We start from the raw sequence: 20,959 nt of genomic DNA, 5'->3' as shown, positions 1-20,959 counted from the left end.
TCTTTAATTGAATAAAAAGTAAGTATAACCACATAACCCTATTACTGGGGTACCTATTCCCAGGTTATTAAATTTATTATATGATTGATGATGTACAGGCAGCAATACCATTAGGCTTTTTACTTAGCTTTATGATAGGTCCTGTGTTTTTTGTATTACTAGAAACCAGTGCAATCAAAGGTTTTAGAGCAGCACTTTGTTTTGATTTTGGAGTAATAATTGCTGATGTTATTTTTATCACAGTAGCCTATTTCAGTAGTTTTCAATTATTAGAAAATTTAAGCAATCAGCCGGGGCTGTATGTATTTGGAGGGGTTATACTATTGGTGTACGGACTTACAAATGTTTTAAAAAAGGAGTCCAAACATTCAATGGAGAAAATAAGGGTTACCAAAGGAGATTATTTTGGTCTTTTTGTGAAGGGCTTTTTATTGAACTTTATCAATATTGGCGTTTTAGTGTTTTGGCTTGGGATTATTATTGTGGTAGGCCCTAGTTTGGATAATGATCCTAAAAGAATATGGACATTCTTTGGTGCCATGATAGGGGCTTATTTTATCACGGATATTTTTAAAATATTATTAGCCAAACAATTGCGGAAAAAACTTACTAAAAGAAGAATTTATTTGGTTAAGAAAGGACTTGGTATTATTCTAATTGTTTGTGGAGTAGTGCTTATTGTTAAAGGATTTCTGCCCAAGGATAAGTTAAATATAGAGCAGGGAATAGAACTCATTAGGGAATAAAAAAAAGATTGCGAAAGCAATCTTTTTTAATTTTCATTTGAGGATCGAAATTTTTTATAGGTAATCATGTGCCGTTATATCGGTATTTTCTTCCCCGCTATCGTTAAAACTTTTAAGTTGCAACATCCAGTAAACGAATGCAACGGCAGCAATCAATATAAAAATCCAATTCAATGTATTAGCTGCCCACCAACTATCCATAGCACGTAATGCATCAAGTGGTGCAAATAACACATTTACAAATAAATCCTCGATACCGTGAAAAAATGTTTTCATCTTAATTATATTTACCTACAAAAATATAAAAAACTAGAATGATTTCAAGCATTTTTGGGAAAACAAAGCCAATTAATTATATAATACTTCTTGTATTTCTTTTTGCTTTTTATTGGTTTGTGCATCTAGTGATGTTTCAACAATCTTATGCATTAGATCAGCTGTTTGGACAATCGGTTATTTTAGGGTGTTTAATGTTGAGTATTTTTCTAGTAAATTTTATAACCAATAGGAATAAAATTACTGGTTCTAATTCCCTTTCTATATTACTTTATACTCTATTAATTGTTTTTTTTCCAAGGGTATTACTAGATTCGAACGCTATTTTTTGTAGCTTTTTTATATTATTAGCGGTACGTAGGTTATTGAGCTTAAGATCTTTTAAAAATGTAAAACTTAAAATCTTTGACGCATCCGCATGGATTCTAATTGCTAGCTTGTTTTACGATTGGGCGTTACTTTATCTACTTCTTGTTTTTGTAGCCATATATTTTTATCAGTCTAAAAACATTAGGAATTGGCTTGTTCCTTTTGTAGCCATAATTGCGATGTACATAATTACGACGGCTATTCTTGTGCTTTTAAAAGATCCTTACTTTTTATCTGATCATTATACCTTTAATATGGTTATTAAACCCTCTTATTTTAAAGATTTTGAGAATGTAGCCTATTTATTTCTGTATGTATTTGTAGTTTTATTAAGTGGAATAATCAGTTATATAAGATTCGGAAATATAGGATTGAATTGGTTAATGAGTATGCGGTTGGTGTTGTATTTATTTCTTTTTGGTTTGTTAATTTTTCTTTTTAAATCTTCCTCAGGAGACCATCCAATTATACTTACCTTTTTTCCATCAGTGGTTTTTATGACCACCTATTTAGAAACCATTAAAAAGGATAGAGTTAAGGAGCTAGTATTGATTTCTGTTATTGTTCTCCCATTTATTGTTCTTTTGTCTCGTATCTTTTAAATTAAAATAACGGTATATTTGTGATTAAAAGATAAGATTATGTTTAGTGAGTTTGCTTTTAAAATATTTAATGAGAGTATAGATAAATATCACATAGAGGATAGTGTGGATCAAGAATTTTCTAATCCTTATCCAAAAGATGATATTGCCCACCTACTATATAGAAAAAATTGGATAGATACTGTTCAATGGCATTATGAAGATATTATTAGAGATCCTAATATTGATCCAGTAGCAGCACTTAAATTAAAGCGTAAGATTGATGCTAGTAATCAAGATAGAACGGATTTAGTGGAATATATAGATAGTTATTTTCTTAATAAATATAAATCCATTACTAAAGCAGATGATGCTACTATAAATACGGAAAGTCCGGCTTGGGCTATAGACCGACTATCCATTTTAGCTCTTAAAATTTATCATATGCAGGAGGAGGTAAATAGAACCGATGCTTCTCCAGAACATATAGAAAAATGTCAGGCTAAACTAGATATCCTTTTAGAGCAAAGAAAGGATTTATCTTCAGCTATTAACCAGTTGTTAGCAGATATTGAATCTGGAAAAAAGTACATGAAAGTCTATAAGCAGATGAAAATGTACAATGATGATGAGTTAAATCCGGTACTTCGAAAAAAGAACTAAGGCATCCCTAGGTTCTTTAGAGATAATCACATTTTAAATAAAAAATCCTACCGAAGGAATGGATACTGGTAAAAACTTACATTCACAGGAAGTTCATATATTGGTCATTAGGATGTCTGCCATGGGAGATGTTGCTATGACTGTTCCAGTCATTTCTGCCCTACTTGAACAATATCCCAATACTAGGATAACCGTTCTTACTAAAGGATTTTTTAAACCTATTTTTGAAGGCCTTCCTAGGCTAACGGTTTATGAAGCCGATGTAAAAGGAAAGCACAAGGGTGTTCTAGGCCTTTGGAGATTATATAAGGAATTAAAATCACTGCAGATAGATGTAGTGGCCGATTTGCATAATGTGATGCGTAGTAATGTCCTAAGGGCTTTTTTTGCACTGGGAGCTACTCCCTTTGTACAAATAGATAAAGGCAGAGCAGAAAAAAGAAGTTTAACTTCCCTTTCTAAGAAAGTATTTAAACCTTTAATAACTACGCATCAGCGCTATGCAGATGTTTTTTCAACCCTTGGGTTTCCACTCAATTTAGAAAGAGTAAATCTACTACCTAAAAGAAGTATGTTATCCGAAACTAAACTTGTACTTAAAGGGAATACAAAACAATGGATAGGGATTGCCCCTTTCGCTGCCTTTGATGGTAAAATGTATCCCTTAGACCTTATGGAAAAAGTGGTTTCGGATTTAAATAGTTCTGGTTTATATCATATTTTACTCTTTGGAGGCGGAGAAAACGAACGTATCCAATTAGAAGCTTGGGAAAACAAATATGAGAACTGTATTAACTTGGTAGGTAAAATACCATTTAATGAGGAATTGGCAGTTATTTCCAAATTAGAGCTGATGATTGCTATGGATAGTGGCAATGCTCATTTAGCGGCCATGTTTGGAGTACCTAGTCTTACTCTATGGGGAGTAACGCATCCCTATGCCGGATTTTATCCCTTTAAACAAGGAGAACATATATTAGTTTCCGACAGAGAAAAATATCCCCTTATCCCTACTTCGGTATATGGAAACAAATTTCCTTCGGGCTATGAGGATGTTATGAGGAGTATTCCACCAGAGTTGGTATTAGATAAGGCAAAAGAAATATTAAAAGTCTCCTAGGCTAAACTACAGTTCTAAGATCCATTGTTTTAAAATATTGACGTAATTGTTGTATATAATTATACCTCAATCGCTTATTTTTACTCTCAACCATAATGGTTCGGATTCCCATATAAGACGAAATTATAAATGAAACAAGTGACTCACTGTCTATATGTCTACTGATATAGCCATCTGTTTTTCCCTTTTGTAGAATGGTTACTAAATTAACCTCCCATACAGTTAATATATCTTGGAGATAGGACATAATCTCTGGATTTTTTCCATTAAACTCTGTAATAAAATTACCTAGGATAAAACCATAATCTAAAAAGTTATTCTCCGCAATTTGTAAATTATTGTCCAAACACTCTAAAATAGTATTTAATGGGTCTTCTTTTCCCTCGATAGGCGCTATAAGATCTATGTATACTTTTCTAAATAAAAGCGTTTGTGAGATGCTTATAAAAAACTCTTCCTTTGATTGGAAATGATAGTAAAAAGCCCCTTTAGATAAGGAAAGAGCTTTTAATATATCGTCTATACTAGTATTGTAATACCCATTTTGATAAAATAGTTCCATTCCGGTGGTCTGGATTCTATTCATGGTAGTAAGGCGTTTAATTTGGTTCTTCATAGTTTGGTTATTGGTAAACAGACTTATAAGTCTGTTACCCTAACTCCACTTTTATCAAAATAGTAAAATTATTATGTTAAAAGTTGAAATAAATTCGATTATACGCATCAAATGAGATTGTAAACCTAAAATAAAGCGCCCTAACAGATTTTTTAGTCTATTAGGGCGCTGTGGTAGATAACTTATAAAATTAGCTGGTACAGGTCTTAAATAACACTCCCTTGGCAACTACTACCTGCACCGGCAGTACAACCGTAGCAATGTTGTGAAATAATGATTTCTCTATTATTAAGAATATCTTCATTATAATCTTTAATGTGTATTACACTACTGGCAACTTTTAATCCTAACATCTGATTAAAATCACAATCGTACAGCCAGCCATCCCAACTTACTGAAATGGTATTGGTACACATTACATTTGCCACTGCAGAAGGGTTATACGCTTCTACAAGGGAATACATATAATCTTCATAATTCCCTGAGGCTATTAGATAGTCTAAGTAACGAGCAATAGGCAAGTTGGTAATGGCGAATAGGTTATGAAAACTGATATCAAAATCTTCTTTTAATGCCTTCTTAAAATCGCGTTCCATAGCTTCCTGATTACCGGGCAAGAATGCTCCGGAAGGGTTATAGACCAAATCTAATTTAAGCGGACTGTTTTCCATACCATAGCCTACCGCATTTAAATCCTTTAATGCCTGAATAGATTTATCAAATACCCCATCTCCCCTTTGCTTATCGGTTTTTCCCTTGGTGTAATGCGGCATAGACGAAATTACATGTACGTTGTGATCTTTAAAAAATTGAGGAAGATCATAATACTTTTTGTTTGCCCGGATAATGGTTAAGTTAGAACGTACAATAAAGTCCTTTACCCCTAGTTTTGATGCTTCTTCTACAAACCATCTAAAATTAGGATTCATCTCTGGCGCACCTCCTGTAAGGTCCAATGTATGGGCACCTGTATTTTTAATTACTTCCAAACAAAGAAACATGGTTTCTTTGGTCATAATTTCCTTTCTATCTGGACCTGCATCTACATGGCAGTGTTCACAGACCTGGTTGCACATATACCCTACATTAATCTGGAGGATTTCTAATTTGTTGGGACGTAAAGGAAATTTTCCAATCTTAGCTAACTTATCCTTAAAATAGGGCAATTCCCCGTCTTTAAAAGGACCTCCACTTAGAATTTCCAATTGTTTATTTCCCAATGCAAGATCATCATGCCTTGCCTTTAATGATTTTGTTGCCATTTTAACTTTATTCATGTGCTTCTTTCCCGATCTATTAAACTCTCTATAATGCTTTATTATACAGTAATAAGTGATAAACTACATGCTTAATTTGTCGTATTTTTTCATCATTTGAACTCCGTGAACTAAGGTTGCTCCACTTTCTATGGCCGCCCCTACATGTACGGCTTCCATCATTTCTTCTTTAGTAATTCCCTTTTCCAAGCCGTCTTTGGTATAAGCGTCTATACAATAGGGACATTTTACAACATGGGATACTGCTAGGGCGATTAGGGACTTTTCTCTAGCACTTAGAGCACCTTCTTCAAATACCTTTCCATAGTAATCAAAGAATTTAGTTCCTAATTCCTCACTCCATTCAGTAATCTTTCCAAACTTTCGTAAATCTGCCGGATTGTAATATGAATCTGCCATTGTTATTGTCGTTTAATTTCTTGTTATATATCGTTATTAGGATAAAACCATATAGGGTTATCACCTTAATGTACTTCTTACTGTATTTATTTAATTGGTATGATCTCTTAGTATGTGCCATTGGTAGGTTCCTATACTTACGTTACTTTGTAATAGGTATTATATTATAAACCCAATGTTTTATGCGCCTGATGATAGGTTTTTCTATCCTAATCCTTAAAGGAATAGTAATAGTTAAACTATGAACGCAGCATTAATTTTATTGGAACTATATCCAAGAGATATTCTGAATTGGTGAACCCTTATTAAAGTAATATTTTAAAAAATATAATTGGGTTAGTTGAAGAGGTAATACGCTTATTTTAAAAGCTTTTCTAAAAAGCGTATTGAGGAGGTTAATTATTTTTTTAGGAAGAGTTGTTTTCTTTTCTATTAACTTTTTTATATCTGCTAAAGTATCTAGATCATGTAAATTTGGTAGACTAACAGTTTCCCTAGTTTTAAGTTTTAGTAGGTTATTTAATGTTTTATTTAAACTAGCCTTTTTCCACGGAAGGTTTTTAAATTGTTTCTCTCCTATTGATTTTATTAAGGATTTATGAAAACCCATTAGATAAAATCCACCATCACTAGAAGGACCTAATACTGTTCTATTATGTGTAAGTTGTAAATGGGTGTTAATTATTAAAGAAGCGGTTAACTGAGGAGTGTCGTTACCAATGGTGATGATGTTTTGGTATCCTTGATTAAAAACCCATTTTATAGCATTTAGGAAGCGCTCTCCAAAACTATTTCCCCATTGTTCTTGCTCGGTGCAATGGAAAAACGGCAAATTTGTTTTTTTTACTGTTTTTAAAGTATGAGCTGTTAATCCGTTAAATAATGCATAGCCATTAGGAATAGATTTATGCTTAATTTCTTCCCTAGCAGAGTTGGCAAAAACCAAAATGGCGGTTTTATTTTGCATTAATGAAGTCCTTAATTGTGGTTAGTTGGTAAACATACAATTTTTACCAATACTGAATTGGTCGTTTTTTTATTGAGTTCATTACAAGGAATTCTTTTGGTAAAGTCAGCACAAAAAAAAAGTCAGCTTCTTTTTAGAAACTGACTTTTTTAAATTATACTAAATTATCTTTTATTCTCTTATTAAGGAGATTGTTTCCTTAGAGTTTTTATTTACGATAGTAAGGTAATACACCCCTGGAATTTGTCTACCTACATTTGAGAGTTGTAAGTCTACCTGATTATTTGATTCCTGAGTTTTAAATGTACCTTGATCAATTTGAATACCAAGGGAATTGGTGACATAGTAAGTATGATCCCCAGATTTTCCTTCTTCTAGCCTAAGAGATACTCTTCCATCACTCCTAACAGGATTAGGGAATGCAATTGTTTTATTAGATCTATCAGGTCTAGAAATGCTTCTAGCACTTAAGGCGCTATAGGAAGAAGTTCCACCTACGGTGAATGAAATTGAACTACTTGCAATTAAACTCCCTGTTCCACTATTAGCTGAATAAGCTGAAGCAGTTAAGGTATAAGTACCGTTTGCAAAGTTATGAGAGTTGTAATTACCTCCGTTATCACCAAATAAGGCATAAGGAGCAACGGACTCTACCCAATATCTAGACTGAGTACCTGTAAGTCTAAAGACAACGCTTTTAGTACCTGTTGGGGTATTTGCTCTAACGTTTACACCTTGTGCACTTATAGAATTCAAAGTAGTACCATTAGAAATTGAAGTAATTTTTGCATTGGTAGACGCTTTAATTAAATCAAAGTTTATAGAAGGATTCGTTGGTGGCGTGGTAGGTGGTGTTGGAGTTGTTGGTTCCCCTGTACCCGCAACAATGTTTATTGTAGTTGTTGCCGTTGCACCTTTATTATCCGTAACTATTGCTTTAATATTATGGGTACCAGCTTTAATCCCGACAATTGGATGTGGGGTAAAATAAGCACCATCGGTATCTACTAATATTCCATTCACAAAAATTTGATGTTTGGTAATACTGCCATCAACATCATTTGCTGTTAAGCCTACCGAAACGGTACTACCTGGTGTAACTTGTTGCCCATCAGTTAGAGTGGAAATTTTAACTGTAGGAGGAATGTTTCCTCCTGTTGGCGGTGTTGTCGGCGGTGTTGTTGGGGGAGTTGTGGTTGTACCACCAACCGTAAAGTTTACTGTGGTAGATGTAGTTGCCCCTTTATTATCGGTTACGGTAGCTTTCACAGTATAATTACCTGCACTTAAATTTTGAAGCGGATGTGGTGTATAATTAGAACCGTCTGTATCTACTAATCTACCGTTTACATAAATCTGATGTTTGGTTATACTTCCATCAGAATCAGTTGCAGCTAATTGTATTGGGAAACTGCTTCCTACTGCAAAATTTTGTCCCTCTGTAATGTTCGTAATGGAAACAGAAGGTGGATTGTTTCCCGAAGGAGGTGTAGTGGGCGGTGTTGTTGGAGGAGTTGTTGGAGGAGTTGTTGTACTTCCGCCAACAGAAAAGTTTACCGTTGCAGAACCTGTAGCTCCACTATTGTCGGTTACTGTTGCTTTTACAGTATAATTACCTGCTGTAAGGTTGCTAAGTTGATGCGGTGTATAGTTAGCACCGTCTGTATCTACTAATCTACCGTTTACATAAATCTGATGTTTTGTTATGCTTCCATCAGTGTCTTTTGCAACTATTCCTACAGGAAAACTACTTCCTACTGGGAAAACCTGATTATTATTAATATTAGTGAAACTCACGGTTGGAGCTACATTATTTGTAGGTGGTGTAGTTGGTGGGGTGGTTGTACCTCCAGAACAATTTGTTTGAGAGGTTGCTAAATTTTGAGCTTGTGATGCGCTATAACTACTTTCTTTATACAATACCATTCTATCAATGGCATGTCCTTGAGACCTTCCTGAAACCTGAATGGAATATACTCCTGGGTTATTAAAAGTAGCATATATGTAGTGATCATCATGATCACTAGTTTGGGTAGACCAACTCCAATTAATAATATTGGTAAAAATTTTAAAATATCCGCCTCCTCCAGCGCCATTTGGTACAGGTGATTTTCCTGATCCCTTTGGATAAACTCGGTGACTACCTTTTAGTCCATAAAAGTTATTGGCATTTATCTTAAGCCAAGAATCGTTATGTTCTGTAGCAGCATTAGAACTTGCTATAATGGCAATTTTATTTCGCCATATAAATCGGTAGGTACCAGGAGAATTAATTTTTACATTATACGTAATAACAGAACTACTTGGTCCACTAAAAGAGTTTGCTCCTCTATAGACAATAGCAGAACCAGCTGTAGCACCCGATACGGATTCTTTCCTCCAACTTCCTGCCGTTCTAGTTTCCATTTCTAAAATGGCGATTCCATTTTTTTCCTCAAAATCGGCCCCAGAACACTGCGCCGATAAATGAATTACAAAAAAGAAATTCATTAATAATAGTAGTGTAATTTTTGTTTTCATAATCATTAGATGTTTGGTGGAGTTATTCCCTCATTTATATATAATAGTGTAGTGATTTTGATGATATAACTGATGGATAGACGCCTGGCTTTATATTTTCCTGCATAATGTAATTCCATCAGGATTAACCAATTTATAATTATTTGTTAACGGGGGTGGCGGCAAAAATACGGTGAACAGGACAAGTTATTCGTTAAGTTGTAAAAAATTAACATAAAAGTGAAGAATATTGTATTTTCCTGAACTATCTTTCTTATATATATTTAAGTATTTTCTTACATCTATTAATTTTTATTTAGTGAAGCTTGCTAGATATCTATTTTGAAGCTCAATTTAAACGTGTAGAAAGGTGTTGTAGAATTGGTTTCATTTACTAGTTTTTTATTGTAACCTATTATTTAATTATTATTTGATGTATAGAATTTTACTTGAGATTTTATTTACTCACGTATTGTATTGCACTGTCAGGCACTATGTTGTATTTGCTTATTCTAGATTATTTGCTCAATTAATAGAAATAAAAAAGCCTTGGAAAATTTTCCAAGGCTTTAATAAGTAATAAAAGAATAGTTAATTTTATTCTTCGTATTTATCATTTAATATTTTTATAATGGCGTCGGTAATGTCATGCGCCTCCGTTCCATAAAGCACACTACCTCCTTCTCCACCGCTAAGGATAAATGAATATCCGTTCGCTTTGCCATACTTTTTTATTTCTTTTTTCACCTTGGAAACTAGACTGTCCATTTCAGTTTGACTTTTTTTCTGGAGTTCCTGCTCTTCTTGTTGTAATTGCTGACCAATAAATTGACTACGTTGTTGTAAGGCACCATATTCTTCTTGGGCTTTGGCCTGAGATAATTTTTGAGCTTTTGCTTGAAAAGCTTGAGCTTCTATTTGGAATGCTTGTGAGATACTATCTCTTTTTTTGGTAAATCTTTCTGAACGCGTTTTAAATCTGTTTTCAACATCCAACTTCTCTTTATAGGAATCCATTAATTTTACGTTATCTACGAAACCTATTTTTTCTTGTTGGCAAGAAAGTACTCCTAAAAATACCAAAGCCAAAACTAATTTTTTCATTTTCCAGTTTTTATAATTTCTGTAAAAATAGAAAAGGTTTTTTTATTAAATGTAAAATTAGGTTTGGATTCACGATTTCTGGTCTATTATTTTTTTACGTTAGTTGACAAAGAGGAGATTTTTATAGTTTTATAACTATAAGTATTAATGATGAATAAATAAATATCTATAGAGTATTGTTATTGAAACTTAAATTATTAGCGCTGTTTTAAGAGATGTTTAAGTTAATGGTAATGTAATTGGATGTAGATATCGATAAAACTGCAGCAAACCCTTTTAAATTACGTTTTAAGCTTTTTTAAGCACATAAATATGGGAGGAATACTCTTTTGTTTTCCAGCCGTTGATATTTGATAACATTCCGATGAAAATGGCTTTTATAAAATTCTGTTTTTTGAATTTATATTTTTCGGATAACAGGGATACATAAAATGCATCAAAAAACATAGGCTTGGTTTTAATTACCTTATAATGATGTTTTGAAAATAGTACGGAAATGCTTTTTCTAGAAAAATGCCATAGGTGTCTTGGAACATCATATGCCGCCCAAAACTTTTTATAATGATTAGCATCATATGATTTGTAATTTGGAACTGCAATGATAAGGGTACCATTTTCTCTTAGTAGGCTTGTTAAGGTTTGTATCTGTTCCTCTAAATTTGGAAGATGTTCTAAAACATGCCACAAGGTAATTGTATCAAATTTCTTATCTGTAATCAAATCCAAATCAGATAATACTTCTACTCCCTTTTCTCTAGCTTTGCTTCTTGCTTTTTCATTGGGCTCTACTCCTATTGTATTCCACCCTTTATTTTTAGCAGCTATTAAAAAATCACCAGTACCTGAGCCAACATCTAATAAATTTTTACCATGATTAGAGTACCTCTTTATTAGATTGGTTTTAGATTTTAAATTAATAGTTTTTACAGCTTGATATAGTTTCTCTAAAATCGTTCTATTAGAATCGGTATGTGAAATATAATTTTCGCTTTGGTAATATCTATTTAAATCGTTTGGCTGTGGTTGGGTAATTAACATATCCGTTTCAGGTTGATAATGTAATTGAAAAATTTCATTACTAACGGTATGGTCCTTGCATTCTAAAAACAAATTATTGGAGTTCATTTTTTCCAAAGGGAATTTAATATTTTACGAAGATACTTTAAATGGTATCTAAATTAAAAGGAATTATCTTGGGATTGCCTAGAAAGAAAATTATTAAACCTCTTTTATTCCTTGAAGGATACATCTCAAACTATTTTTGCATTCGTAATTTATGGGAAAGGGATGGCTGTTGTGGAAGTAAAATTTTGTATCCGTTTTGTATTTCTCTGCTTGTTTTTAATTGAATTATGTTGGGTCTGTTATATTCAATTTTAATTTTTTATTTATACACGTTGGAATGGTTTTTAAAGTTTCTTTTTAGATTATTCTCATTAGGATTCACACCCAATATTTATATGGTTTTCCGTTTATGTATTTTTTTTGGGGTTTAATTTTAAAGGAATAAACTTATTTATGATACTTTTTACCTTCCCTATTTTTCTGATGCTTCTCGCCTCTCCTTTCACATTAACCCTTAAAATTAATTAATAGATAGGTATATTTTTTAAATTAGGTTTCTATGTATAGTTGTTCTATTAAAGGTAAGGAATGTAATGAGTTAATTGATATTGTAATTTATGTAATTGTTTGAATAATAATGTATTACCTATTAAAAAAGCAGATGTTCCACGTGGAACATCTGCTTTTTTACTTATTTATTCAGTTTTAAGGCTTTAGTTGCCTTTTATTTAGGCTATCTGCCCATATAAACTAAAAGGACACTTATATCGCTTGGAGAAACTCCGCTTATTCTTGATGCTTGAGAAATGGTTACGGGTTTAATTGATTTTAGTTTTTCTCTTGCTTCAAAAGAAAGGGATTTAATCTTGCTGTAATCGAAATTCTCAGGAATTTTAATATTCTCTAAACGTTGAAGTTTATCGGCGTTGTTTTTTTCCTTAGCAATATACCCTGAATATTTAACCTGTATTTCTGTTTGTTCTAGTACTTCCCTATCTAAATTATTTTCTTCAATATAAGAGGAAACTATTTCTAATTTTTTCATGTGTTCCATGGTTACTTTAGGTCTAGAAAAAACTTTAAACATTTTCCCTGGTTGTTTAACTAAGGAGGAATTTAATTGATCTAAAATTGGATTTACCTCCTCAGGAATAAAACTGGTTTCTTTAAAAAATTGAATGAAGTTGTTAGATTGTTTTTCTTTTAATTCCATTCTTTCCATTCTTTCTTTAGAAGCTAAACCTATGTCGAAACTTTTCGGTGTAAGTCTTAGATCCGCATTATCTTGTCGTAGAAGCGTTCTATATTCTGCTCTAGATGTAAACATTCTATATGGTTCTTCTGTTCCTTTAGTGATTAAGTCATCTATAAGTACACCGATATATGCTTCATCTCTCTTTAGTATAAATGGATCCTTTTCATTGATTTTTAAGTGAGCATTTATTCCTGCTATTAAACCTTGAGAAGCTGCCTCTTCATATCCTGTTGTACCATTAATTTGGCCTGCGAAATATAAGTTATCTATTAACTTAGTTTCTAAGGTGTGCTTTAATTGAGTAGGTGGAAAATAATCGTATTCAATAGCGTATCCTGGTCTAAAGAATTTAACTTTTTCAAAACCTTTAACGGATCGTAGTGCTTTAAATTGTACATCTTCTGGAAGGGAAGTAGAGAATCCGTTTACATATACCTCTACCGTATTCCAACCCTCGGGTTCTACAAAAAGTTGGTGGCTATCTTTGTCTGAAAATCTATTTATTTTGTCTTCTATAGATGGACAATATCTAGGACCAATACTTTTAATTCTTCCATTAAACATGGGTGACCTATCGAATCCTTCTCTAAGTAGATCATGTACAATAGCACTGGTGTGAGTCATGTGACAATCCCTTTGAGTAGTAAGCGGTTTTGTATCTAAATAGGAAAAGGTTTCTGGATTTAAATCTCCGGGTTGTGGTATCATTACTGAATAATCTAATGATCTTCCATCAACTCTTGGAGGGGTACCAGTTTTCATTCGACCGCTATCAAAACCTAAAGCAACTAGTTGTTCTGTTATTCCGGTTGAAGCCTTCTCTCCAGATCTGCCACCGCCCATTTGTTTATCTCCTATGTGGATTAATCCATTGAGAAAAGTTCCATTGGTTAAGACTACAGATTTAGATTTTATTTCTAATCCCATAGTAGTTTTTACACCTACTATTTTGTTGCCTTCTATTAATAAGCCACTGACCATTTCCTGGTAGAAATCTACATTGGTAGTGTTTTCTAAGGCTAATCTCCATTCCTCTGCGAAGCGCATTCTGTCGCTTTGCGCTCTAGGACTCCACATGGCAGGTCCCTTACTTTTATTGAGCATCTTAAATTGAATAGCAGTTTTGTCGGTTACGATTCCGCTATACCCTCCCAAGGCATCAATTTCTCTCAGAATTTGTCCTTTTGCAATTCCGCCCATTGCCGGATTGCAAGACATCTGTGCTATATTCTGTAAGCTCATGGTTACTAATAAGGTTTTAGAACCTAGATTAGCTGCAGCTGCCGCAGCTTCAGCGCCAGCGTGTCCACCTCCTACTACTATTACATCGTATACTTTATCAAACATAATCTTCTAGTGTTCCACGTGGAACATTTTTAATTTTTCGTTTTCCTTTTCTCTCATCAATTCCGATTCTTGGTCGGTTTTATCGCCAAAACCTAACATATGAAGAATGCCATGGGATATAACTCGACGCATTTCAGTCTCAAATTCTACTTTAAATATCTTCGCATTTTCGCGAACACGATCAACAGAAATAAAAATATCTCCAGCGATATTTTGATCGTCCCCATATGGGAAAGTGATTATATCTGTAAAGGTGTCGTGTTGTAAAAAATCTTGATTTATTTTTAGTAGATATTCGTCATCGCAAAAAATAAAATCAAGTTCACCTTGTACCCCGTTCTCAGAAGTTATTATTCTATCTATCCAATCGGTGTACTCGGTTTCATCGCTTATCTGAAAATCCGTTAAATAGTGAAAGTTAATCATCGGTTTTAAAATATTCCTTTACCTTGTTCTTATAAGTTTGACGCAAAGGTAGGGCTTGTCTATTTAAAATCTCGACATCATTATTAGTTTTCTTGAATACCTCAGGGGTGCTTAGTAATGGATTTTGGAATTTATCCTCGGCAGTGCGACTTTCTCTTTCTTCTTTTTCGCCCTGTTTCATTGAGGCATTTTCTAATTTTAATAATTCGTAATTAATATTGTTAATTAGATCTAAGGTCTCCTGGGTAACTCCATTTTCTAACAATTGATTTTGAAATTCTTCCATTTGTTTAGCTAACTTTTCCCCTAATTTCCTTTCTTCATTACTTAGAATGGACTTTAATTGGTTTTCTAGCTGTTCCCGTAATCTTTGCTGCTCCTTGTAGATATCATATATTTCTTGCAACTCTGCTTCTGTAGGTTGATTACCATCTCCACCACTTTCTCCTTCTCCTTCTCCTTTCTTCTTGCCTTTTTTTCCTTCACCTGAGGTGCCATTTTCCCCGGGGGAGCTTTCTCCTTCCTTCCCATTTTCACCATTATCCCCTTCTTTTCCGTCCTTCTTGGGCTGCTTTCCTAAGCCTTCCATCTTCTTTTGTAACTCTTGCTGTCCTAAAATAATATCAGGTAACTGATCATCGGATCCTCCACCGCCTCCGGAACCAGATTGCATTTGCTGTTGCATATTTTCTAAAATACTAGCCAAAAGGGCGGCTAATTCATTGGTTGCCGTTAATACATATTTTTGATCTGAAGCCCCTTTTTGAAACTGACTTTCAGCTAAGCTTTCTAATGCATTGTCTATGTTGTAGTAAACTTCAGTAATCTGCTTATTCACTATCTCAGATATTTCTATCTGTCTTAAGGAAAGAGAAAATAAACTATCATCTACATGGTTGAATAACTCCCGTAATTCCTGTTGTCTTTTTAGAGTACCGCTAAATAGGTTTGAGGTGATATCTATTTCACCTAAATTGCTGTGTAAATCCTCCTGTTGAAAAGAGAAATGCAGTAGATTATCTAAAATTTGACGAAGTACCCTGGAATCTTCCATGATATCTGACTGACTAGAACTTGCAGCAGATTGTGCTAATTGTTCGCCTAATTCTTTCATTTTTTGAGCAGCTGATTTTTGTTTCGATTTTGCTTTGTTTGCTTTCTTGGGTTCGCTATCTTTTTCAGCTTTATTTTGTTCTAATTCTTCTAAAGCATCTTCTTGGTCTTTCTTAACAGCCTCTGTTTTATTCTCGTCAATTTCTAATGACATTGGCTTTTTTAAACTTTCGTTGTCTTTTTGGACTTCCTCTAGTTCCTTGGAGATTTCTTCAAATTTTTTATTTAGTGATTCTTGTTTATCAATCGCGTTTAAATTTGGTTCGTTTTCTTCAGCTAATGTCTCTTGTTCTTTACTTAGTTCTTTGAGTTTGTTCCCTAATTGATTTATCTTTTCTTCTACATAATACCGTTTGGTTAGTTCTAATAATTGTTCTAAGTTACGCTGACTGTTTTTTTGGTTTTTTCCCATTTCTTCTAACCGTTTGGTTAGTTCTTCTTTAGTTATTTTTTGGGAAATTTTCTTTAATTCCTCCAACAGCTTTTCGTTTTTTCTAGCTTCTATTTCTTGACGTTCTAATCGTTCTTGAAGTAGTTTGTTCTTCTGATCTTCCTTGTCGGTCTGTTGCAAATTTTCTTTTAGCTCCTTTCTAAAACGTTGCATTAATTGCTCTTGCTGTTCTTGTTTTTTTAGAAAATCCTGAATTTTGTTATTATCATTAAAGCTTAAGCTTTCTTTTTCCTTTTGTTCCCTCTTTATTTGCTCTAAGGACTTTTCTTGCTCCTTAAATTTTTCCATATTTCTATCCATATTGGATAGAAGTTCCTTTTTGGCCTTAATATTTCTATCTAAAAGCTCGTTTTCTTTTAATATTTCAGTGGTGAATATCTGGCTCTTAGCTGATTTTGAGTTATTTATGGCGTCATTGTCTAATGCTTCAAAATAAAAAGTGTACTCTTTTCCTTTTTCTAAATCTAAACCAGAGGGAAAGGTGTAATAAAACGAATGATAATTTTGGTTAGGATTGGAAAGTTCCAATCGCCTAATCTTGCTGTTGTCTTTAGATGGATAATAGACCAATTGGATCTTGCTTAAGGCATAGTCGTCTGTTGCTTCTCCCCTATAATAAGAGATGTTAGGATTTAAGGAATCTAAAACTTGTTTTACGCGAATTGTAGGATGAGCATCCTTAATTACTGTAAGGGAATAATTTAGCTTTTCGTAATCTTTTACCGCTAAATTAGACGCAGTTATGCTGTATTCACTATCCTTATAAACTTTTTGGTTTAAATTGAATTCGTTACTGTTTTTATTAAAATAGTATATACTATCTTTCGTAGTGAAAGCTAGTTCATCGGTATAAAGTGCATTAACTTTCCATTCTATTTTTGTTCCTTCAGGAATGGTAGTATTACCGGTTCCCTTTATTTTGTTAATAGACTTTGTAGTATAAGCAGGAAAAGTTAGTTCCATTTCAAAGTCTTCAATAGTCGGAGTATTCACAACATTTAATTTGTAAGTTTTAGAGTGAATGCCATTGGCAGTGAACGAAAACGTTGTGGTTTTTAAAGGAGGAGAAAAAACATATTGGTATATACCGTTTTGTTCCTTTAACATAAACTCTTTCCCTTCAACCAATATCGTTATACCTTCTGGTTTTATTTTTCCTTCTGTAGTGACATTTATTGTAAAAGCTTCTTTGTCTAACACCCTTAAATCTGTAGTAAGTAGATGAAACGAGAATGGTGCTGGTGGTTCATAAGCCATATCATAATTTACAACACGCTTGTAAGATCCAACGAAAGAAACTACATCTCCAAAAACCCAAATAATCCCGAAAATACTAATTGGAATTAATATGTATTTAGCATACTTAATGCTTTCATTTAAGTTGATAGCCTTTACAAATGGAATTACAGTTAAGTTCTTGGATCTTTGTTCTATACTTGCCAATAAGAGTTCGGACCTATCCCTATTTTCAGCTAGATCTATTAAGTTGTATAGTTTGTCATCAATTTCCTTAAAATGTTTCCCAATTAATAGGGATGCTTGTTTATAGCTTAACCCTTTTTTTATTCGGAAGATATATATCAGAGGAATTATTATAAATCGAATTAAGAGAACTAGTTCTATAGATATAAATAATAAAAGAAGTAGTAGTCTTCCTGTAGAATTTAACCAGAAAAAATATTCGATTCCTAATATTAATAGGAAAAATAATAGTCCTAATGCTAAAAATAATAGCAGCCCGTTAATCAACAGTTTCGTGTAGTATTTTGTGGTGAAAGCATTGAGTTGATTCAGTATTTTGTGGTAATTGTCCAATGTGTGCTATTTTATTACCAAGATACAAAAAAAACGCCCCTACCCCCGCTTAGAGAAGCTATAACAGAGGGAGGGAATACTCACAATTTGTATCTTTGCAGTTAAACTTTATAAAATGACAAAGAGAGTACGCGTTCGTTTTGCGCCAAGTCCAACTGGGCCCCTACATATTGGTGGTGTACGTACCGCCCTATTTAACTACCTTTTTGCTAAAAAGCATAATGGAGATTTTATCCTAAGGATTGAAGATACCGATCAGAAACGCTTTGTTAAGGGTGCAGAGGAATATATTATAGATTCACTTAACTGGTGCAAAATGCCCTATGATGAGGGCCCGGGTAAGGATGGTGGTCATGGTCCTTATAGGCAGAGTGAACGAAAGGAACTTTATAGAAAATATGCAGATATTCTTCTTGAAAAAGGCGCTGCTTATTATGCGTTTGATACAAGTGAAGAATTGGATGCACATAGAAAAGATCACGAAGCAAAAGGGAAAACCTTTATTTATAATCATCATAACCGATTAAAGTTAACCAATTCCCTTGTGCTAAGTGAAGAGGAGACTAATAAGCGTATTACAGCTGGGGATGAATTTGTGATTCGATTTAAATCTCCTACTGATACAAAAATTCACTTAAACGACCTGGTACGTGGAAAAATGGAAATTGATTCTAACGTATTAGATGATAAAGTTTTATTTAAAAGTGATGGTATGCCAACCTATCATTTGGCCAACATTGTGGACGACCATCTAATGGATATATCCCATGTAATTAGGGGTGAAGAATGGCTCCCTTCTTTAGCTTTACATCAATTGTTGTATGAAGCTTTTGGATGGGATGTTCCGCAGTTTGCACACTTGCCATTGATTATGAAACCAGTAGGTAAAGGTAAACTTAGTAAGCGTGATGGTGAAAAATTAGGATTTCCTGTTTTTCCTCTAACGTGGAATGAGTCTATTGGTTATAAAGAATCTGGATATTTCCCAGAAGCTGTGGTGAATTTCTTGGCGTTATTGGGTTGGAATCCCGGGACAGAACAGGAAATATTTTCTCTTGAAGAGCTAGTTACTACCTTTGATATCAGTAGAGTTAACAAGTCTGGAGCTCGATTTGACCCGGATAAAACCAAGTGGTATAATCATCATTATATGCAACAGCATTCCAACAAGGAACTAGCTAAGGATTTTACTACAATTTTACAAAACAAGGAAGCTCATATTTCAGAGGAAAGATTGGTACTACCCTATGTAGAAGAGGTGGTTGCTCTTATTAAGGAGCGAGCTACTTTTATTCAGGATTTCTGGGAATTAGCAAACTTTTTCTTTGTGGCTCCCGATAGCTATAATGAGAAAGCTGTTAAGAAGCAATGGAAAGAAGATACGCCTAGTATTATGAAACAATTGGTAAGCTTGTTAGAAACTATTTCTGATTTTACTGCTCAAAATGTGGAAACTAAAGTAAAGGAATGGATTGGAGAACAAGGTTTAGCTTTTGGAAAAGTGATGCCCCCATTGAGATTGATTACGGTTGGGGATATGAAAGGGCCGGATATGTTTAAAATATTAGAGTTAATAGGAAAAGAAGATAGTATCGAAAGAATTAAGAAGGCAATAGCAGTATTGTAATAAATTGTACCCATAATTTTATAGATATATCGGGGATACGGTTAGTGAATTAAATTATAAATATTTAAAAAACTAGCCGTATCTTCCGAACATATCATGCTTTCATTAACTAAAATTATATATTATGGATTCATTTTTCTTAATTTCGTTGTTAGTAATCGGATTTATTATTCTTTTTTCTTCCTTTTTTACCGTAAAACAACAAACTTCAGCTATAATAGAGCGCTTTGGAAAATTCCATAGTATAAGGAACTCGGGCTTACATCTTAAAATTCCCTTAATAGATAAGATTGTAGCACGGGTTGGACTTAAAATTCAGCAATTAGATGTTATTGTAGAGACCAAAACGTTAGACGATGTTTTTGTGAAACTTAAAGTATCCGTTCAATATGTGGTAATTAGGGAAAAGGTATATGAGGCGTTTTATCAATTAGAATATCCACATGAACAGATTACCTCTTATGTGTTTGACGTGGTTCGTGCCGAAGTCCCTAAAATGAAGTTAGATGATGTCTTTGTTAAGAAAGATGATATCGCAATTGCCGTTAAAACTGAATTGCAAGATGCGATGTTAGATTATGGGTACGATATCATTAAAACCCTTGTAACAGATATTGATCCAGATGCCCAGGTAAAAGAGGCTATGAATAGGATTAATGCATCCGAAAGGGAAAAAATCGCTGCTCAATTTGAAGGTGATGCCGCAAGGATACTTATTGTAGAGAAAGCTAAAGCAGAAGCGGAAAGTAAACGTTTACAAGGGCAGGGTATTGCAGATCAGCGAAGAGAAATTGCACGCGGCTTGGAAGAATCCGTAGAGGTATTAAACAAGGTGGGAATAAATTCCCAAGAAGCCTCTGCTCTTATTGTAGTAACTCAGCATTACGATACGTTACAATCTATTGGTGAAGAGACTAATACTAATCTAATTCTTTTACCTAATTCCCCCCAGGCCGGAAGTGATATGTTAAATAACATGGTGGCTTCTTTTACAGCAAGTAACATGATTGGGGAATCTATGAAGAAAAAAAGAGAAGACGATGAGAAAGGAAAGTAGGGAGAATAGTTTGGGTACATTATAGGTAAAGTCGTTTATTAGTTTAAATCGTCCGATTTAAGCGAGTTATATTGATAAACTACCTATTGGTATTTAAAATGGTTTATCCTTTATTAAACGACTTATAAACACCTTATAAATATACATTTACCTACTTTTATTTAAAGCAAAGAAAAACCCTTTTAT

Annotated in this window: 17 protein-coding genes; 6 read left to right on the top strand and 11 right to left on the bottom strand. The window is 33.6% G+C overall.

Translation table 11 applies throughout. The features are described 5' to 3' along the window. Nucleotides 1–80 precede the first annotated feature (80 nt). Nucleotides 81–746: a LysE family translocator gene (locus tag H344_RS0101885; RefSeq protein ID WP_026808732.1), complete on the top strand. Its 666-nt coding sequence runs from the start codon at nucleotides 81–83 to the stop codon at nucleotides 744–746. A 54-nt stretch (nucleotides 747–800) separates the two neighbouring features. Here the strand turns inward: H344_RS0101885 and H344_RS0101880 are convergent, their stop codons facing one another. Continuing rightward, the gene (locus H344_RS0101880; protein WP_026808731.1) at nucleotides 801–1,022 is read right to left on the bottom strand and encodes a DUF6341 family protein; all 222 of its coding nucleotides are present in this window, start codon (nucleotides 1,020–1,022) and stop codon (nucleotides 801–803) included. A 38-nt stretch (nucleotides 1,023–1,060) separates the two neighbouring features. Here H344_RS0101880 and H344_RS0101875 point away from each other — a divergent pair, with 38 nt between their 5' ends. The 3 genes from H344_RS0101875 to H344_RS0101865 are packed head-to-tail and all read left to right on the top strand — an operon-like array spanning nucleotide 1,061 to nucleotide 3,755. After that, on the top strand, nucleotides 1,061–1,993 hold the full coding sequence (locus H344_RS0101875; protein WP_026808730.1) for a DUF6427 family protein: 933 nt from the start codon (nucleotides 1,061–1,063) through the stop codon (nucleotides 1,991–1,993). Nucleotides 1,994–2,032: 39 nt separating this feature from the next. Further along, nucleotides 2,033–2,635, top strand: a complete 603-nt coding sequence (locus H344_RS0101870; RefSeq protein ID WP_026808729.1) for a DUF4254 domain-containing protein — start codon at nucleotides 2,033–2,035, stop codon at nucleotides 2,633–2,635. Between the two features lie 58 nt (nucleotides 2,636–2,693). Then, complete coding sequence (locus tag H344_RS0101865) at nucleotides 2,694–3,755, top strand: glycosyltransferase family 9 protein (protein WP_240484930.1); 1,062 nt, start codon at nucleotides 2,694–2,696, stop codon at nucleotides 3,753–3,755. A 1-nt stretch (nucleotide 3,756) separates the two neighbouring features. On the opposite strand, the gene H344_RS0101860 is transcribed toward H344_RS0101865, so the two are convergent. The 10 genes from H344_RS0101860 to H344_RS0101815 form a co-directional block, all read right to left on the bottom strand. Continuing rightward, nucleotides 3,757–4,371 (bottom strand): TetR/AcrR family transcriptional regulator, encoded by a 615-nt coding sequence (locus H344_RS0101860; protein ID WP_026808727.1) that lies wholly within the window; start codon nucleotides 4,369–4,371, stop codon nucleotides 3,757–3,759. Nucleotides 4,372–4,577: 206 nt separating this feature from the next. Further along, on the bottom strand, nucleotides 4,578–5,633 hold the full coding sequence (arsS, locus tag H344_RS0101855; protein WP_026808726.1) for an arsenosugar biosynthesis radical SAM (seleno)protein ArsS: 1,056 nt from the start codon (nucleotides 5,631–5,633) through the stop codon (nucleotides 4,578–4,580). A 78-nt stretch (nucleotides 5,634–5,711) separates the two neighbouring features. Beyond that, the gene (locus H344_RS0101850) at nucleotides 5,712–6,047 is read right to left on the bottom strand and encodes an arsenosugar biosynthesis-associated peroxidase-like protein (protein WP_026808725.1); all 336 of its coding nucleotides are present in this window, start codon (nucleotides 6,045–6,047) and stop codon (nucleotides 5,712–5,714) included. 268 nt (nucleotides 6,048–6,315) lie between these two features. Next, nucleotides 6,316–7,014: a TIGR04282 family arsenosugar biosynthesis glycosyltransferase gene (locus H344_RS19565; RefSeq protein WP_034256018.1), complete on the bottom strand. Its 699-nt coding sequence runs from the start codon at nucleotides 7,012–7,014 to the stop codon at nucleotides 6,316–6,318. Between the two features lie 171 nt (nucleotides 7,015–7,185). Beyond that, nucleotides 7,186–9,534, bottom strand: a complete 2,349-nt coding sequence (locus H344_RS0101840) for an Ig-like domain-containing protein (protein ID WP_169514943.1) — start codon at nucleotides 9,532–9,534, stop codon at nucleotides 7,186–7,188. A 576-nt stretch (nucleotides 9,535–10,110) separates the two neighbouring features. After that, nucleotides 10,111–10,617 carry an OmpH family outer membrane protein gene (locus tag H344_RS0101835; RefSeq protein ID WP_026808723.1) on the bottom strand — a complete coding sequence of 169 codons (507 nt, stop codon included), beginning with the start codon at nucleotides 10,615–10,617 and terminating at the stop codon, nucleotides 10,111–10,113. Nucleotides 10,618–10,905: 288 nt separating this feature from the next. Further along, on the bottom strand, nucleotides 10,906–11,655 hold the full coding sequence (locus H344_RS0101830) for a class I SAM-dependent methyltransferase (RefSeq protein ID WP_316929554.1): 750 nt from the start codon (nucleotides 11,653–11,655) through the stop codon (nucleotides 10,906–10,908). 760 nt (nucleotides 11,656–12,415) lie between these two features. Next, a complete protein-coding gene (gene mnmG / locus H344_RS0101825) occupies nucleotides 12,416–14,284 on the bottom strand; it encodes a tRNA uridine-5-carboxymethylaminomethyl(34) synthesis enzyme MnmG (RefSeq protein WP_026808721.1) in 1,869 nt (622 codons plus the stop codon). Nucleotides 14,285–14,290: 6 nt separating this feature from the next. Continuing rightward, complete coding sequence (ybeY, locus tag H344_RS0101820; protein ID WP_026808720.1) at nucleotides 14,291–14,710, bottom strand: rRNA maturation RNase YbeY; 420 nt, start codon at nucleotides 14,708–14,710, stop codon at nucleotides 14,291–14,293. Further along, nucleotides 14,703–18,089 carry a DUF4175 family protein gene (locus H344_RS0101815; RefSeq protein ID WP_026808719.1) on the bottom strand — a complete coding sequence of 1,129 codons (3,387 nt, stop codon included), beginning with the start codon at nucleotides 18,087–18,089 and terminating at the stop codon, nucleotides 14,703–14,705. Before H344_RS0101815 ends, ybeY begins: the two co-directional genes overlap by 8 nt. A 115-nt stretch (nucleotides 18,090–18,204) precedes the next feature. Between H344_RS0101815 and gltX the strand changes: the two genes are divergently transcribed. Both gltX and H344_RS0101805 read left to right on the top strand, forming a co-directional pair. Beyond that, nucleotides 18,205–19,716: a glutamate--tRNA ligase gene (gene gltX / locus H344_RS0101810; RefSeq protein WP_026808718.1), complete on the top strand. Its 1,512-nt coding sequence runs from the start codon at nucleotides 18,205–18,207 to the stop codon at nucleotides 19,714–19,716. A gap of 124 nt (nucleotides 19,717–19,840) precedes the next feature. Beyond that, a complete protein-coding gene (locus H344_RS0101805; RefSeq protein ID WP_026808717.1) occupies nucleotides 19,841–20,773 on the top strand; it encodes an SPFH domain-containing protein in 933 nt (310 codons plus the stop codon). Nucleotides 20,774–20,959 lie beyond the last annotated feature (186 nt).

This window comes from Arenibacter latericius DSM 15913, assembly GCF_000424985.1.
GTDB classification, from domain to species: Bacteria; Bacteroidota; Bacteroidia; order Flavobacteriales; family Flavobacteriaceae; genus Arenibacter; species Arenibacter latericius.
This window is presented reverse-complemented; position numbering and strand designations above follow the sequence as displayed.